General features: G+C 37.2%; 16 protein-coding genes and 2 riboswitches. Of the genes, 14 read left to right on the top strand and 2 right to left on the bottom strand.

What is annotated here, in order from left to right:
- Positions 1-90 precede the first annotated feature (90 nt).
- From thiS to kdpDN, 12 genes are all read left to right on the top strand, one after another.
- Positions 91-294 (top strand): sulfur carrier protein ThiS, encoded by a 204-nt coding sequence (gene thiS, locus AB1280_RS14325; RefSeq protein ID WP_272191446.1) that lies wholly within the window; start codon positions 91-93, stop codon positions 292-294.
- Between the two features lie 2 nt (positions 295-296).
- Positions 297-1,067: a thiazole synthase gene (locus AB1280_RS14320; RefSeq protein ID WP_272191448.1), complete on the top strand. Its 771-nt coding sequence runs from the start codon at positions 297-299 to the stop codon at positions 1,065-1,067.
- Entirely contained in the window at positions 1,060-2,079 is a 1,020-nt protein-coding gene (locus AB1280_RS14315; protein WP_429756243.1) for a thiazole biosynthesis adenylyltransferase ThiF, read from the top strand. The genes AB1280_RS14320 and AB1280_RS14315 overlap by 8 nt, the downstream gene beginning before the upstream one ends.
- A gap of 14 nt (positions 2,080-2,093) precedes the next feature.
- On the top strand, positions 2,094-2,906 hold the full coding sequence (thiD, locus tag AB1280_RS14310; RefSeq protein ID WP_272191450.1) for a bifunctional hydroxymethylpyrimidine kinase/phosphomethylpyrimidine kinase: 813 nt from the start codon (positions 2,094-2,096) through the stop codon (positions 2,904-2,906).
- Positions 2,907-2,997: 91 nt separating this feature from the next.
- Positions 2,998-3,141, top strand: a riboswitch (cyclic di-AMP (ydaO/yuaA leader).
- A 93-nt stretch (positions 3,142-3,234) separates the two neighbouring features.
- The gene (locus tag AB1280_RS14305; protein ID WP_429756242.1) at positions 3,235-3,636 is read left to right on the top strand and encodes a hypothetical protein; all 402 of its coding nucleotides are present in this window, start codon (positions 3,235-3,237) and stop codon (positions 3,634-3,636) included.
- Positions 3,637-3,665: 29 nt separating this feature from the next.
- On the top strand, positions 3,666-3,890 hold the full coding sequence (locus AB1280_RS14300; RefSeq protein ID WP_429757348.1) for a hypothetical protein: 225 nt from the start codon (positions 3,666-3,668) through the stop codon (positions 3,888-3,890).
- A gap of 448 nt (positions 3,891-4,338) precedes the next feature.
- A riboswitch (cyclic di-AMP (ydaO/yuaA leader) is annotated at positions 4,339-4,482 on the top strand.
- 99 nt (positions 4,483-4,581) lie between these two features.
- Positions 4,582-4,686: a hypothetical protein gene (locus tag AB1280_RS14295; protein ID WP_272191452.1), complete on the top strand. Its 105-nt coding sequence runs from the start codon at positions 4,582-4,584 to the stop codon at positions 4,684-4,686.
- Positions 4,683-4,763: a K(+)-transporting ATPase subunit F gene (kdpF, locus tag AB1280_RS14290; protein WP_020062503.1), complete on the top strand. Its 81-nt coding sequence runs from the start codon at positions 4,683-4,685 to the stop codon at positions 4,761-4,763. The genes AB1280_RS14295 and kdpF overlap by 4 nt, the downstream gene beginning before the upstream one ends.
- Before the next feature lie 19 nt (positions 4,764-4,782).
- On the top strand, positions 4,783-6,450 hold the full coding sequence (kdpA, locus tag AB1280_RS14285) for a potassium-transporting ATPase subunit KdpA (protein ID WP_429756241.1): 1,668 nt from the start codon (positions 4,783-4,785) through the stop codon (positions 6,448-6,450).
- Between the two features lie 13 nt (positions 6,451-6,463).
- Positions 6,464-8,563: a potassium-transporting ATPase subunit KdpB gene (gene kdpB / locus AB1280_RS14280; RefSeq protein ID WP_429756240.1), complete on the top strand. Its 2,100-nt coding sequence runs from the start codon at positions 6,464-6,466 to the stop codon at positions 8,561-8,563.
- A gap of 18 nt (positions 8,564-8,581) precedes the next feature.
- Positions 8,582-9,166 (top strand): K(+)-transporting ATPase subunit C, encoded by a 585-nt coding sequence (kdpC, locus tag AB1280_RS14275; RefSeq protein WP_429756239.1) that lies wholly within the window; start codon positions 8,582-8,584, stop codon positions 9,164-9,166.
- A 61-nt stretch (positions 9,167-9,227) separates the two neighbouring features.
- Positions 9,228-10,373 carry a KdpD-like non-kinase potassium sensor gene (gene kdpDN, locus AB1280_RS14270; RefSeq protein WP_429756238.1) on the top strand — a complete coding sequence of 382 codons (1,146 nt, stop codon included), beginning with the start codon at positions 9,228-9,230 and terminating at the stop codon, positions 10,371-10,373.
- A gap of 56 nt (positions 10,374-10,429) precedes the next feature.
- On the opposite strand, the gene AB1280_RS14265 is transcribed toward kdpDN, so the two are convergent.
- Positions 10,430-11,614, bottom strand: a complete 1,185-nt coding sequence (locus AB1280_RS14265; protein WP_429756237.1) for an MFS transporter — start codon at positions 11,612-11,614, stop codon at positions 10,430-10,432.
- 194 nt (positions 11,615-11,808) lie between these two features.
- Here AB1280_RS14265 and AB1280_RS14260 point away from each other — a divergent pair, with 194 nt between their 5' ends.
- Together AB1280_RS14260 and AB1280_RS14255 are read left to right on the top strand one after the other, a co-directional pair.
- Positions 11,809-12,240 (top strand): MarR family transcriptional regulator, encoded by a 432-nt coding sequence (locus AB1280_RS14260; protein ID WP_429757347.1) that lies wholly within the window; start codon positions 11,809-11,811, stop codon positions 12,238-12,240.
- A gap of 399 nt (positions 12,241-12,639) precedes the next feature.
- A complete protein-coding gene (locus AB1280_RS14255) occupies positions 12,640-13,494 on the top strand; it encodes a patatin-like phospholipase family protein (RefSeq protein WP_272191458.1) in 855 nt (284 codons plus the stop codon).
- Positions 13,495-13,526: 32 nt separating this feature from the next.
- Here AB1280_RS14255 and AB1280_RS14250 read toward each other — a convergent pair whose 3' ends face one another.
- Complete coding sequence (locus AB1280_RS14250) at positions 13,527-14,828, bottom strand: NCS2 family permease (RefSeq protein WP_429756236.1); 1,302 nt, start codon at positions 14,826-14,828, stop codon at positions 13,527-13,529.
- Positions 14,829-15,061 lie beyond the last annotated feature (233 nt).

Raw genomic sequence — 15,061 nt, 5'->3', positions numbered from 1 at the left:
TGACTGCTTCTATGTATGGCCAGTTCCTCTCGCCCACTTTAAAAAGAACGAGTTTTATGTTTGTTATATATTTTGTAAGGAGATGAAAGCTTGAACTTAAAAATTAACGGTAGACAAGTTGACGTGCCAGGTGAGATTAAGACGGTAGCGGACTTACTTATTCATTTAGGACTAGAGACGAAAATTGTTGTAGTAGAACGCAATCAAGATATTTTGCAAAAAGAGAATCATCAAGATACATCTGTTTTTGAGGGTGATCAAATTGAAATTGTCACATTCGTAGGAGGCGGTTGATTATGTTGAAAATTGGACCATTTACTTTCCAGTCTAGATTGTTATTAGGAACAGGGAAGTTTTCGGATTTTGATGTGCAAAAGAAAGCGATTGAAGTATCAGAAGCAGAAATTTTAACGTTTGCAGTGCGTCGGATGGATATTTTTGATGCAGAGCAGCCAAATTTACTAGAAAAAATTGATGTAACAAAGTATACCCTTCTTCCCAATACAGCAGGGGCAAAAACAGCAGAAGAGGCAGTGCGTATTGCAAAGCTAGCAAAAGCATCGGGCTTATGCGACATGATTAAAGTAGAAGTAATTGGTGATGATAAAACGTTATTACCAGACCCAGTTGAAACGTTAAAAGCGTCAGAAATGTTATTAAAAGAAGGGTTTATCGTTTTGCCGTATACGTCTGATGATGTTGTATTAGCACGTAAATTACAAGAGTTAGGCGTCCATGCGATCATGCCTGGTGCATCGCCAATTGGCTCTGGTCTTGGGATTGTAAACCCATTACATTTAAGCTTTATTATAGAGCAAGCGACTGTTCCCGTTATTGTTGATGCGGGCATTGGTAGTCCAGCTGACGCAGCGTTTGCGCTGGAATTAGGTGCAGAAGGAGTGTTATTAAATACAGCTGTTTCCGGGGCAAAAGATCCTGTGAAAATGGCAGAAGCAATGAAACTTAGTATTCAGGCAGGAAGATTAGGTTTTGAAGCAGGACGTATTGCACGTAAGCGTTGTGCGACTGCAAGCAGCCCGTTAGAAGGAATGAGCGTTCTTGAATAGCCGATATTCCCGTCAAATGTTGTTCTCTCCAATTGGGGAAGAAGGACAGAACAAAATAAGAGAAAAACATGTACTTATAATTGGTGCAGGAGCGCTTGGTAGTGCAAATGCAGAGATGCTTGTTCGCGCTGGAATTGGCAAAGTAACGATTGTTGACCGTGATTACATTGACTGGAGTAATCTGCAGCGCCAACAGTTATATTGTGAGGCTGATGTAGAAAATCATTTACCAAAAGCAGTGGCAGCTAGGCGGCGTTTACAAGCCATTAATAGTGATGTAGTTGTAGAAACTTATGTGCAAGATGTAACAGCAGAAGAACTAGAAGAACTTGTCACAGGTGTAGATCTCATCATCGATGCAACAGATAACTTTGAGACGCGTTTTATTGTAAATGATGTATCGCAAAAGTATTCAATTCCGTGGATTTACGGAGCTTGTGTTGGTAGTTACGGTCTTTCTTATACAATTTTACCAGGAAAGACGCCGTGCCTATCTTGTTTATTGCGATCGATTCCCCTTGGCGGAGCGACATGTGATACAGCAGGAATTATTTCGCCTGCTGTATCCATTGTTGTATCACATCAAGTTACGGAAGCATTAAAGATTTTAGTAGAAGATTATGAGGCACTACGTAATGGGCTTGTGTCATTTGATGTATGGAAAAATGAATATTCATGCATGAACGTACAAAAATTGCGAAACGAGCACTGCCTATCATGCGGGGAGGAAGCTATTTATCCGTATTTAAGTAAGGAGAATACTTCCAGGGCAGCTGTTTTATGCGGCAGAAATACAGTACAAATTCGTCCGCCGCATAAAGAGCAGCTTCATTTGTCTATGTATAAAAATTTGCTACAAAATCGGGTAACGGATTTAACAGTGAATCCGTATTTATTATCGTTTTCTGTTGAGAATAAACGGTTAGTAGCATTTCAAGACGGCCGTGTGCTTGTGCATGGGACAAAGGATATAGCGGAAGCAAAAACGATTTATCATCGTTACTTTGGTTAAAAAGGGTGAGGGAAATGAAAGTGAATAAAGCATTAACGATTGCTGGCTCTGATAGCGGCGGCGGTGCGGGAATTCAAGCAGATTTAAAAACATTTCAAGAGCTAGATGTGTACGGAATGACAGCCATTACAGCGATTACGGCTCAAAATACGCTTGGTGTACAAGGGGTGTATCCAGTTCCTGTAGAAGGAATTGAAAAGCAGTTACATTCTATCGGTGTTGATTTAACGCCAGATGCAGTAAAACTTGGAATGTTATTTAGTAGTGAAATTATTAGAGTCGTAGCCGAAAACATTAAATCATTTTCATGGAATAATATTGTGCTAGATCCTGTTATGATTGCCAAAGGCGGTGCATCGTTATTACAACAAGAAGCCGTTTTGGCATTAATAGAACATTTGCTGCCGCTTGCGACGGTAATTACACCAAATGTTCCTGAAGCAGAAGTATTAACAGGAATGCAGATTCATACAATTGAAGACAGTAAAGAAGCTGCGAAAATACTGCATGGTTTAGGGGCGAAGTTTGTTGTGATGAAAGGTGGACATGCAGCGTATCAAGGGAATGAAGTAATTGACTTATTGTTTGATGGAAATGTGTTTATGGAGTATAGAAGTAAACGGATTGCGTCTATTCAAACACATGGAAGTGGTTGTACATTTGCCGCAGCTGTAACAGCAGGACTAGCGAAAGGTTATGAAATTGCTGCCGCAGTTCGTGAAGCAAAGAGCTTTATTAGTATAGCAATTGAAGATGAGCTGAACATTGGCAGCGGTCATGGACCAACGAATCATTTTGCGTATGGACGTAGAAATGTACGTGTATAAATATGTATTTTAAAAAAAGCCAGTTAAAAAAATTGGCTTTTTTTATGTTTACTTTTTCCAAATTTAGGAGTAGTATATCAGCCAGAATCTATTTTTTTGATCGCTGAATCCAAAATTTGGAGCGGAGGAACCAATTTTGTGCATTGTCACTTGGGGTGAATCCTTTTTGAAGGTAGGGCTACTCTCAAAGCCCAAATCCGACAGCTAACTCCGTAAGCGTGTTGAGAGAGGATGGTGCAAGTGAATACATCAATTCATCGGTCCGACTAACATGAGAGAATTTTGATTTATATTTAAAAATTCTTTTATGTGAAGGAGGATGCAGTGCATGGATGAAGAAAAAGAGTACACGCTTATTTGTGTAGGAGAAGCTGCCAAAGTAAAGAGTTTGAAAGATTTAGTGCCTTTTCAAAGTGAAATGGTCATTTTTACAGCGAGTGAATATGTAACAAGTGAAGTGAAAGCATGTGGGTTTCAGCAAACATATTGCTGTCCGGATAATCCGAGCATGATTGTGAAAATATGCAAAGGAGTTAAAAAAGCAATTTTGCTAGGAGATGAATTATCCACAATTAGCTTTTTCGCCGAACGTATTCGCTCTTCTTTTACGGCGCCTATTACAGTTGTCACGCGAAATAAACAATATCCAAAGCACCTCTATGAAACGCTTGGAATCCAATTAGTGGTGTTTACAACTTGTGATAATATTTCGTTTTTGACTTTAGAGTAGGGGCGGAGGAATCGGATATGAAAGAAGCGATGAAAGTATTACTTTGCCGTGATTTAGCAAAACGGTGGGCACTTTCGTTAGAACGAGTATATGAATTAGCAGAACTTGATCCATTCTTTCCGAAACCACATGTGACTCTTCCGCCAGAAGATATCTGTCTATATTTAGAACAAGACATTATCGAATATGAGAAGCAACATGCAGAATTGGTGCAAGTATGTATTCGAGGTCGTAACTTACGGTCTTTTTTATGATTTAGATGAATTAGAAGGTTAGTTAAAAGCGCCTTTCTTTTTAGGGTGGGCCTTTTTGTGCCACGAGCGAGGTGTAAAACAGAGGGAGAAAGCAAAGTAGCGGATCCTATTGTATTCAGCGTGGCAGAGACTTGTATGTTGAAAAAACTTCATTCTTTTTAGAAAGAGTCCCTGGCCGTGCATAGGTCAGGGGCTTTTTTGTCATAAAACAAAGAGAGAAAAGCAGATTATGTTGTAGAGACGATCTTCTTTTTCATTTGCAAAGGAACGTATACATAATGAAAAGGGAAGAAAATAAAAGAAAATAGATGATAAAGATGTATATGCCCTTAATGTAAGCGTTTAAAAGGTCTTATATTTTTATATTTTCGTTATTTTCCCTCTTTACAAGTGAAATGTAGAGGAGTATATTTACATTCATAAATTGTTCATAAAATTTCCAAAAAACAACCTGATATCGCTGAGTCCAGAAATGGAGCGGGGGAACCAATTTTGTGCATTGTCACTTGGGGTGAATCTTTCATGATGAAAGTAGGGCTACTCTTTAGGCCCGAATCCGACAGCTAACCTCGTAAGCGTTTGGAGAGGAGGTTTACTTTTGTGTTGTTCATTTTCGAACACTGAGTAGATCCTCAGTGTTCTTTTTTTATGATTTAAATGGTAAAATTTTACATTTAGTGAGGGATGAAGAATGTTAGATATCGCTATGATCGGAATTTTAATTGTGTTAGTTGGATCAATGGTCGGTCTTGCAAGATGGTCGGATAACGTTGTGAAAGAAGGGAAGAAACAATGAGTATTGCAGTATCCATTATTGTTGGCTTACTTACTGTGTACTTAGTTTATGCGCTATTAAATCCAGAAAAGTTTTAATTAGGGGGAAAGGTTTATTATGATTTGGATTGCCGTTTTGGTCACAATGTTATTATTTGTTCTTGTTGCAAAGCCAACCGGAATTTATTTAGAGAAGGCGTTTCAAGGGAATAGCAAATTGGATAAAGTGTTCGGTCCCTTTGAAAATATTATTTTTAAAATTTCGGGTATCAAACCTTATAACCAGAGTTGGAAACAATATGCATTATCATTAGTTGCGCTCAACGGATTTATGATTGTTGTTGTCTATTTTATACTTCGCCTGCAATCGGTATTGCCATTAAATCCAGCTCATGTTGAGGGAATGGAGCCTACACTAGCTTTTAATACAGCGATTAGTTTTATGGCAGATACAAATTTACAGCATTACAGCGGTGAGAATGGTGTTTCGTACTTATCACAATTAATCGGAATTACGTTTTTAATGTTTACAGCACCAGCAACAACATTAGCGATTGTAATGGCTTTTATAAGAGGTTTAGCTGGGAAAGAACTTGGAAATTTCTTCGTAGATTTTACACGTGCTTTAACGAGAGTTTTTCTTCCAATTGCATTTATAGCAGCATTGATCTTTGTTGCGCTTGGTGTACCGCAAACGTTAGAAGGTGCAGTTACAGCTCATACAATTGAAGGCGTGAAACAAAGTATATTACGTGGTCCAGTTGCTTCTTTCGTTTCGATTAAGGAATTAGGTAACAACGGCGGAGGATTTTTCGGGGCAAACTCAACGCATCCATTTGAAAACCCAAGTCAAATCAGTAACATTTTACAAATGATGCTTATGATGCTGTTACCAACAGCCTTGCCATTCACATACGGAAGAATGGTCGGGAATAAAAAACAAGGACGCGTTCTTTTCGTTTCTTTATTCATTGTATTTTTAATGGGATTTACAACAATTGTAACGTCAGAGTTACATGGAAACCCAGCGTTAAATGAAATGGGAATGCAACATACTCAAGGCAGCGTAGAAGGAAAAGAAGTTCGTTTTGGAACCGTATTTTCTTCACTATACGCAACAGTAACAACGGCAGCGGAAACAGGTGCTGTTGATACAATGCATGATACGTTGACACCAATTGGAGGGCTCGTACCACTTGTAAATATGATGTTAAATACAGTATACGGCGGGGTTGGTGCAGGATTTATCAATATTATTATGTACGCAATCATCGCGGTCTTTATATCGGGATTAATGGTGGGACGTACACCAGAATTTTTAGGGAAGAAGATTGAAGGAAAGGAAATGAAATTAATTGCGGTAACAATACTATTTCATCCTTTACTGATTTTAGGGTTTTCAGCATTGGCTCTTTCCACTCATCTCGGAACAGATGCTATTTCAAACTCCGGTTTTCACGGTTTGACACAAGTTGTATATGAATATACTTCTTCGGCAGCGAATAACGGTTCCGGTTTTGAAGGTTTAGGAGACAATACAGCGTTTTGGAATATTACAACTGGTATCGTGATGTTCTTAGGGCGTTACTTTAGCTTAATTACAATGCTTGCTGTAGCGGCTTCATTAAAAGAGAAAACAGTAGTACCAGAAACAATTGGAACATTCCGAACAGATAATGGTTTATTTGGAGGCATTTTCATTGGAACAATTGTAATTGTTGGGGCGTTAACATTCTTCCCGATGTTAGTGTTAGGACCAATTGCAGAATTTCTTACATTGAAGTAATGGAGGGTACATGATGAAACCTGTAGTGGTAAAAGATAAACAACCGAATCAATCGATTGTATCACCAAAAACGGAAGTCGAAAATGAAGTAAGACAAGCAAAAACGATGGATCGTGACATTATTACAAATGCGATAAAAGAAGCTTTTGCGAAATTGAATCCACGAGTGATGGTAAAAAATCCGATTATGTTCGTGGTGGAAATTGGATTTTTTCTAACATTAATTTTATCATTTTTACCTAATGGATCTAGTAGTATCCCAGGGTGGTTCAATATAACGGTTTCTCTTATTCTCTTGTTCACCGTTTTGTTTGCTAATTTTGCAGAAGCATTGGCAGAAGGGCGCGGGAAAGCGCAAGCTGATTCTTTAAAGCAATCGAAAAAAGATGTATTCGCAAATGTAATAAAAGAGAATGGAAGTGTTGCTAGAGTTTCAGCAACTGAACTGAAAAAGGGCGATGTTGTTCTTGTAAAACAAGGTGAAATGATTCCTAGTGACGGAGAGGTCATTCGCGGTTTAGCATCTGTTGATGAATCAGCAATTACAGGGGAATCCGCACCAGTTATGAAAGAAGCTGGCGGTGATTTTTGCTCCGTTACAGGCGGTACAATGGTGGTAAGTGATGAAATTACAATTCGAATTACAAGTAATCCTGGTGAATCTTTCTTAGACAAAATGATTTCTTTAGTAGAAGGGGCATCTCGTCAAAAAACACCAAATGAAATTGCGCTTAATACGGTCTTAATGAGTTTAACACTTATTTTCTTAATTGTTGTTGTGACATTACCAATCTTTACGAATTATCTCGGTTTTCAAATTGATACAGCTATACTCGTTGCGCTTCTTGTTTGTTTAATTCCAACAACAATTGGTGGTTTGTTATCGGCAATTGGGATTGCTGGTATGGACCGTGTAACGAAGTTTAACGTGTTAGCAATGAGTGGTAAAGCAGTAGAAGCAGCTGGTGATATTAACACAATTATTTTAGATAAAACAGGTACAATTACATTCGGTAATCGTATGGCACATACGCTTTTACCAGTAGGAAATGAAACAATTGAACAAGTGGCAAAATGGGCAGCGCTTAGCTCTGTGTTAGATGAGACGCCAGAAGGACGTTCAGTTATTGAATATGTACAATCAAAAGCATTCTCTTATAACGGTACACTTGCTGAGCAAGGTGAGTTTGTTCCATTTAAAGCTGAGACACGTATGAGCGGTGTTGACTTAACAGATGGTATAAAAGTACGAAAAGGTGCGGTTGGCGCTGTTATTGAATGGGTAAAATCGCAAGGCGGTACAATTCCGAAAGATTTAAATCAAAAAGCAGATTTAATTGCGAAAGAAGGCGGTACACCGCTTGCAGTTGCAGCAAATGATCGTATTTACGGATTAATCTATTTAAAAGATACTGTAAAACCGGGTATGCGTGAACGATTTGAACAGCTTCGGCAAATGGGGATTAAAACAGTAATGTGTACAGGTGATAACCCGCTTACTGCTGCAACGATTGCGAAAGAAGCTGGTGTGGATGAATTTGTGGCAGAATGTAAACCAGAAGATAAAATTGCGGTAATTAAGGCAGAGCAAGACAAAGGAAAGCTTGTTGCGATGACAGGTGATGGTACAAATGATGCGCCGGCTTTAGCTCAGGCCGATGTTGGTCTAGCGATGAATAGTGGTACAGCAGCAGCGAAAGAAGCCGCAAATATGATCGACTTAGATTCAAACCCAACGAAAATCATTGAGGTTGTAGGGATTGGTAAGCAGCTATTAATGACACGCGGTGCGCTAACAACATTTAGTATCGCTAATGATATTGCGAAATACTTTGCGATTATCCCAGCGATGTTTACATTGGCAATTCCACAAATGGAAGCTCTGAATATTATGGGATTGCATTCACCGTTGTCAGCGATACTATCAGCGCTTATCTTTAACGCAATTATTATCCCGATGCTTATTCCGCTAGCGATGAGAGGGATTGCTTATAAACCGATGAGTTCTAATGCATTGTTAGGACGTAACTTATTCATCTATGGACTTGGTGGAGTCATTGTTCCGTTCGTTGGTATTAAGCTGATTGACTTGATTGTAGGATTGTTCATTTAAAGAAAAGGGGAAATGAAAATGTTTGAAAAACAAAAGATACTTTCACCTGTCATTCGTATAACCTTTACATTTCTTGTTATATGCGGGCTCATCTATCCACTGCTAGTTACAGGAGTTGCACAAGCGTTTATGAAAGATAATGCAGATGGAAGTCTTATCTATAACGACAAAAATGAAGTTATTGGTTCGAAATTAATTGGTCAAAATTTTACAGATCCACGTTATTTCCATGGACGTGTCTCTAGTATAGAATATAAAGCAGAAGCATCTGGCTCTAATAACTATGCACCGTCTAATCGAGACTTAGTAAAACGTGTAGAAGAGAGTGTAGAAAATTGGAAGAAGGAAAATGTGGCAGTTCCTGTTACAGAAGTTCCGATGGATTTAGTAACGAATTCAGGTTCAGGGTTAGACCCAGACATTAGTCCACAAGCGGCTTATGTACAAGTAGATCGCATCTCTAAAATAACGAATATTCCGAAAGAAAAAATTAATAAACTGATTGAATCACAAACAGAAGGGCAAGCACTTGGATTGTTCGGTGAAGATCGCGTCAACGTGTTGAAGTTAAATGTAGAATTACAAAAAATGATGAAATCATAACAATACTACCTCAATCGCTTAGATTGAGGTAGTATTGTTTGGCTAGAAAGGGTGCATTTTGATGTATGCAGATGACTATAAGCCAACGTTTCAAAGGCGAACGCCAGAAGAATATTTAGAATATATTCGTCAACAAAATCGGGGGAAATTAAAGCTTTATGTCGGGGCAGCTCCTGGAGTCGGAAAAAGTTATAAAATGCTTTTTGATGCAAGAGAGATGCGAAAAGAGGGCATTGATGTTGTAATTGGTCTTATTGAAACACACGGCCGAAAGGAAACAGAAGAGGCGATTGCTGAGTTAGAAGCTGTTCCGTTAAAAGAGATTCATTACAAAGGGAAAGTGTTTCCAGAACTGAATGTCGAAGCAATTATAAAACGGGCACCGCAAGTTGTAATTGTAGATGAGTTAGCTCACACGAATATCCCTAGTTCGAAACATAAAAAACGTTATCAAGATGTCGAAGAATTATTGGATGCAGGCATTGATGTTCTGTCTGCATTTAATATTCAGCATTTGGAAAGTGTTCACGATATCGTTGAGCAAATTACAGGGGTCAAAGTAAGAGAGCGCGTTCCTGATTTCATTTTACAAAAGGCAAATGAAATTCAACTTGTAGATGTAACGCCAGAAGTACTTCGAAAACGATTGATGGACGGAAAGATATATAAAGAAGAAAAAATTCAGCGGAGCTTAAATCATTTTTTCACGCTAAATAATTTAGGAGCGCTCCGTGAATTATCACTTCGAGAAGTTGCGGATGATATGGACGAGAAAATTAGTCAATTTACTGAGGAACCAATTGGAGTGAAGGAAAAAATTCTAGTTTGCGTACAGTACAGTTCTACGGCAGAAAAGCTCATTCGCCGGGGGTGGCGCATGGCAAACCGTTTAAACGCAGAATTATATGTACTAAATGTAGAAAGAGAAAATATTGCATCTATGTCCGAAGGAAAGAAACAGGTTATTGAAGAATGGCAAACATTAACGAATCAATTTGATGCAACTTTCTTATTAGAAGAAGCACTAGGCAATAAACCAGCAGATGTCATTATTAAGGTGGCAAAAGACCGACAAGTCACACAAATTTTGCTTGGACAATCGGCAAGAACAAGATGGGAAGAAATTCGAAAAGGTTCCATTGTAAATGAAATTATGAGACAGACGAAGAACATTGATATTCATATTGTGGCGGATCAAAGAGGATAGGGAAGAGAATCTCTAAAAGCAGTTTTTTAGAGATTCTTTTTCATATCTACTAAATTCTAGATTTCTTCTTTTCTTGTGTGAAAATGAATGAAATTCTTCATTGCGTATAAGAGAAACAATAGAAAAACTACGGATCCTGAAAAGAAAATCCAAAAGTAATTTTGATCAAATAATAGAAAACTACCAAGGAGCGGACCTACTCCCATTCCGAAGTAGCGAATAAAGTTATATATGCCAATAGCAGTTGCACGTTCGTCCACAAATTCTGCTGTTAATAAAGTTGTATGTGTTGGCATTGATAATCCCATGCTGAATCCGTATAAAGAAGTAACGATGATAAGGATAGGGATATTTATGTTATAGGTGATAGAAAATAATAAGATACATGCAATATGAAAGAAACTTGTAAAGAGTAAAGCATGTTTTGTCTGGATTTTCTTTTGCAACATTTTATAACAATAACTACCTAACATCATACATAATGACATGGGAACAAAGATGAGTCCAATTGTATCCGGATGAAGATGAAATAAAGTTTTTAACATGGATGGTAAAAAGACAAGGAAGCAAAAATAAAGATAAAATTGCATAAAACCAATTATGACAATGGTAAAACCAATCTTATTTTGTAAAACGCGAAAATAGTGTTTCGTTGCTTGTTGTTTGGAAGAAGCTGGTTTTGTTTCGGGAAGTAATATCATGTTTATAAGGAATAAAATAATACTAATTGCCGCTAAAAAGAGAAAGATAGAAACGTGTCCATTTCGATTCCCTAAATAACCTCCCATTAAAGGACCGATAGCAGGTGCAAGTGCTAAAAGTGTTTGGTACATACTCATTGCTTTGCCGCGCTCATTTCCTTCATATAAATCACCAATTATCGTAGCTGAAACAACGGGGATAGCTGCTGTTCCAAAAGCTTGAATAGCTCTAAAGACAAGAAATACATAAATATTTGGTGAAAATACACAACCTATCGAGCCGATGAAACCCATCAATAGACCTGGGATAAGAATGTATTTTCTTCCTTTTGTATCAATAAGGGGCCCATATACAATTTGCATAATCGCAAGTACAAAAGTAAAAACTGAAACAGTAAGATTGACTAAGTATAATGATGTGTGAAATGACTCTTGAATAATTGGCAAGATGGGGCTATACATATTTTGTGCTAGAGAGCCTAATAAAGCACTAATACAAATGACATAAAAAATAGGTGTTCGGTTTGTTGTAGTTTTCATAAATACGCCTCCCATTTAGTTTCCTTGGAAACTAAATATAATTTTAACATGATTTTCTTTTTTGTAAATAGATAGTGTGAATTATAATTTTAATATAGAACGCTATAAGGTATAATTGTTTCTAAGGAAACCTAAATGTGTTTGGAGGGGAAAAATTGAACCGCACAGCTGAGCAAAAACAAATATTAGTCGATATGCAAGCACTTATTCATAAGAAAGAAGAGTACATGAAAGAAGGATATGAACAGTTTTTAAATGAAATTGAGATAAGTGATATCTCATTATCGGAATTACATGTGATTGCCTGTATAGGGCAACAAGGTTTGATGAATGTAACAACAATTACTGAAAGTATGGGAATGACAAAAGGAGCCATTTCTAAAATTTGTACAAAATTATTTAATAAGAACTTTGTTGAAAAGATGAAAATGTTGAATAACCAAAAAGAAATATTTTTTCGTTTAACAGACAAAGGAAGAGAAATATATCATGCTCATGAAACGTTACATAATCAAGCTGAAGAAGCGTGGTTATCACTTTTGGACAAATATACAAAAGAAGAGTTGGTGGTTATTCAACAATTCATAGCGGATGTAACGATGCATTTAGGAACGAAGCGGAAATAACAGAAAGCTTTCGTTAGTAAGAGGAATTTCCTCTTACTAAAATGGTATAATGTGGTTAAGGGAGAAGGTGCTTTTTATGTTCACAATGATAAAAAATAATGTATCGTTAATCGCAGGACTTAGCCTATTGATATTGGTTGTGACGAATTCTTTACTAAAAAATGATGTGGCGGTAATTTGTATAGATGTAATTTTAGTTTCAATTAATTTGATTTTATATTTTATATCTAAGAACTTTAAAAAAGTTAATTAGATATATTACCACATTGCCAGCATAGAAATATTTTCTTTCAGCTAGGTCGTCTGAATAGGGTTTCTCAACAGTTTTATATATAATAGAAAGAGATAGTTAACAACGTGAATCATTACAAAGTATATATAGAATGAGGAGAGAGAGCCATGCTTGAAAATACGGGTTTAGTATTAGAAGGCGGCGGTATGCGCGGCGTATATACAGCTGGTGTATTAGAGTATTTTATGGAGAATGATTTACACTTTCCATATGTAATTGGTGTATCAGCAGGTGCGTGTAATGCAGCGTCATATCTTTCAAGACAAAAAGAGAGAAATAAAACAGTAAACATTGAATATGTGACACATCCAAGATATTTATCGTATAAAAACTTTTGGAAAAAGCGTCAGCTCTTTGATATGGATTTTATTTTTCGTGAAATTCCGATGCAACATGTACCATTTGATTTTGAAACGTATTTTAATACGGAGCAGCAATTTCTTGTCGGAACAACGGATTGTGAAACGGGACAACCTGTTTATTTTGAAAAAGGCCGTTCACAGGAAGAAGCATTAACGGTATTACAGGCATCAAGTTCATTGCCTTTTGTTGCGCCTGTCGTAGAATTTGATGGGAAAAAATTATTGGATGGTGGCATCTCAGATCCGATTCCTGTTCGAAAAGCGCAGGAAGATGGTTACAGAAAATCAGTTGTTATTTTGACGAGGAATAAAGGGTACGCAAAGAAGAAATCAAAATTTGGATGGATTGCAGGGAAAGCATATAAAAAATATCCTAAATTAGTAGACGCAATGTTAACTCGTTACGAAGTTTATAATGAGACCCTTCATCATATTGAAAACGAAGAAACAGCTGGAAATATATTTGTGATTCGACCGACAGAACAATTACAAGTCGATCGTATGGAGAAGAATCCGGAAAAATTACAGCGCTTGTATGATCAAGGATATAAGGATGCTAAGAAAATGCATGGAGATTTGGTGCGATTCCTTAGTAAGTAAAAAGGTGACTCAAAATAATGAGTCACCTTTTTTTAATGCGGTATAAATACTAACTGATAAGCAAATAAAATACCAAATACGTATATAAGCGGATGAACCGCACGGAATTGTCCTTTTGCTATTTTCATCAACGGGTATGAAATGAAGCCAAGTGCAATACCTGTTGCAATGCTTGATGTAAGCGGCATGCTTAAAATCACTAAAAATGCAGGGAAAGCTTCATCAAATGCATCCCAATCAATATGACGAACTGCGCCCATCATTAAACTACCAACAATAATTAATGACGGAGCTGTAATAGCGGAAACGCCAGATACTGCACCAACAAGTGGTCCGAAGAATGCAGTTACTGCAAATAATATGGCAACAGTTAATGTTGTTAAACCTGTACGACCACCAGCCGCAACACCAGCAGAAGATTCAATATAAGCAGTTGTTGGTGTTGTACCAAACATGGAACCAATTGTCGCAGAAATAGAATCTGAAAGAAGAGCGCGTCCGGAATTTGGAAGTTTTCCATCTTTCATAAGGCCGCCTTGCTGTGCAACTCCAAGAAGTGTACCTGTTGTATCGAATAATGTTACAAGGAAGAGCGAGAAAACAACGCCGTATAATCCGTAGTGAATGACATCAGATACTGCTGTAATTGGATTGGAAACAATTACGCCTTCTGGTAAACCAGGCAGAGAGGTAACTCCGTTTGAAAACGTTAATTGTCCAGTAAAGTAAGCGATAATTCCTGTTAATAACATACCGATAAATAATGCACCGTTTACGTTTAAAGACATAAGTACTAACGTAATCGCAAGTCCAGCTAATGCAAGTAAAACAGACGGAGAGTGAAGATCTCCAAGTCCAACTAAATTTGAAGGATGTTTCGTCACGATGCCTGTTAGGCGCAAGCCGATAAATGCGATAAATAAACCGATACCAGCTGTAATGGCATGTTTTAAGTTTTCAGGAATAGCTTCCATTAATTTTGTACGGAAAGAAGTTAATGATAGCAAAATTAAAATCATACCTGCTACAAATACAGCAGAGAAAGCAATTGCAAATGTCATGCCTTCATGAGTTTTTACAACTGAGTAAGCAAAGTAAGCATTTAATCCCATACCTGGTGCGATTGCAATTGGTAAATTTGCAAAGAATGCCATACATAATGTTCCGATAACAGCAGCGATGATTGTCGCTGTAAATGCTTGTTCAAATGGAACACCTGCATCACCAAGGATGACTGGGTTTACGACAATAATATATGCCATTGTTAAGAAGGTAATAATACCAGCTGTAATTTCAGTTTTAATAGAAGTTTGATGTTTTGAAAGGTTAAACATAAAAACATCCTTTCTTTTTACGAATAATTGTCACAACAGTTATATATAATATTCGTTATTTTGTTTTTTGGCAAGAGATTTATCGAAAGAAATTCATTTTTTCGGTTTTTTATGGCGGAATTTCGAATGTTAAATGCGTTTTCTATGTATATATTTCGTTTTTTGAAAGGATTAAGTATATTTTTTTGTTTCGCGCATGATAAGAAAGACATATGATAAGGAGGTTTTAAAGT

Source organism: Bacillus sp. S10(2024) (genome assembly GCF_050473865.1).
Taxonomy (GTDB): domain Bacteria; phylum Bacillota; class Bacilli; order Bacillales; family Bacillaceae_G; genus Bacillus_A.
Note: the sequence above shows the minus strand (reverse complement) of the source record. Positions and strands in the feature narration are given on the sequence as shown.

Bases quoted from the DNA above. Each gene is read 5' to 3' on its own strand.
- AB1280_RS14320 (WP_272191448.1), top strand. From the start codon at position 297: ATGTTGAAAATTGGACCATTTACTTTCCAGTCTAGATTGTTATTAGGA.
- thiD (WP_272191450.1), top strand. From the start codon at position 2,094: ATGAAAGTGAATAAAGCATTAACGATTGCTGGCTCTGATAGCGGCGGC.
- AB1280_RS14305 (WP_429756242.1), top strand. From the start codon at position 3,235: ATGGATGAAGAAAAAGAGTACACGCTTATTTGTGTAGGAGAAGCTGCC.
- AB1280_RS14300 (WP_429757348.1), top strand. From the start codon at position 3,666: ATGAAAGTATTACTTTGCCGTGATTTAGCAAAACGGTGGGCACTTTCG.
- AB1280_RS14295 (WP_272191452.1), top strand. From the start codon at position 4,582: ATGTTAGATATCGCTATGATCGGAATTTTAATTGTGTTAGTTGGATCA.
- kdpF (WP_020062503.1), top strand. From the start codon at position 4,683: ATGAGTATTGCAGTATCCATTATTGTTGGCTTACTTACTGTGTACTTA.
- kdpA (WP_429756241.1), top strand. From the start codon at position 4,783: ATGATTTGGATTGCCGTTTTGGTCACAATGTTATTATTTGTTCTTGTT.
- kdpB (WP_429756240.1), top strand. From the start codon at position 6,464: ATGAAACCTGTAGTGGTAAAAGATAAACAACCGAATCAATCGATTGTA.
- kdpC (WP_429756239.1), top strand. From the start codon at position 8,582: ATGTTTGAAAAACAAAAGATACTTTCACCTGTCATTCGTATAACCTTT.
- kdpDN (WP_429756238.1), top strand. From the start codon at position 9,228: ATGTATGCAGATGACTATAAGCCAACGTTTCAAAGGCGAACGCCAGAA.
- AB1280_RS14265 (WP_429756237.1), bottom strand. From the start codon at position 11,614: ATGAAAACTACAACAAACCGAACACCTATTTTTTATGTCATTTGTATT.
- AB1280_RS14260 (WP_429757347.1), top strand. From the start codon at position 11,809: ATGCAAGCACTTATTCATAAGAAAGAAGAGTACATGAAAGAAGGATAT.
- AB1280_RS14255 (WP_272191458.1), top strand. From the start codon at position 12,640: ATGCTTGAAAATACGGGTTTAGTATTAGAAGGCGGCGGTATGCGCGGC.
- AB1280_RS14250 (WP_429756236.1), bottom strand. From the start codon at position 14,828: ATGTTTAACCTTTCAAAACATCAAACTTCTATTAAAACTGAAATTACA.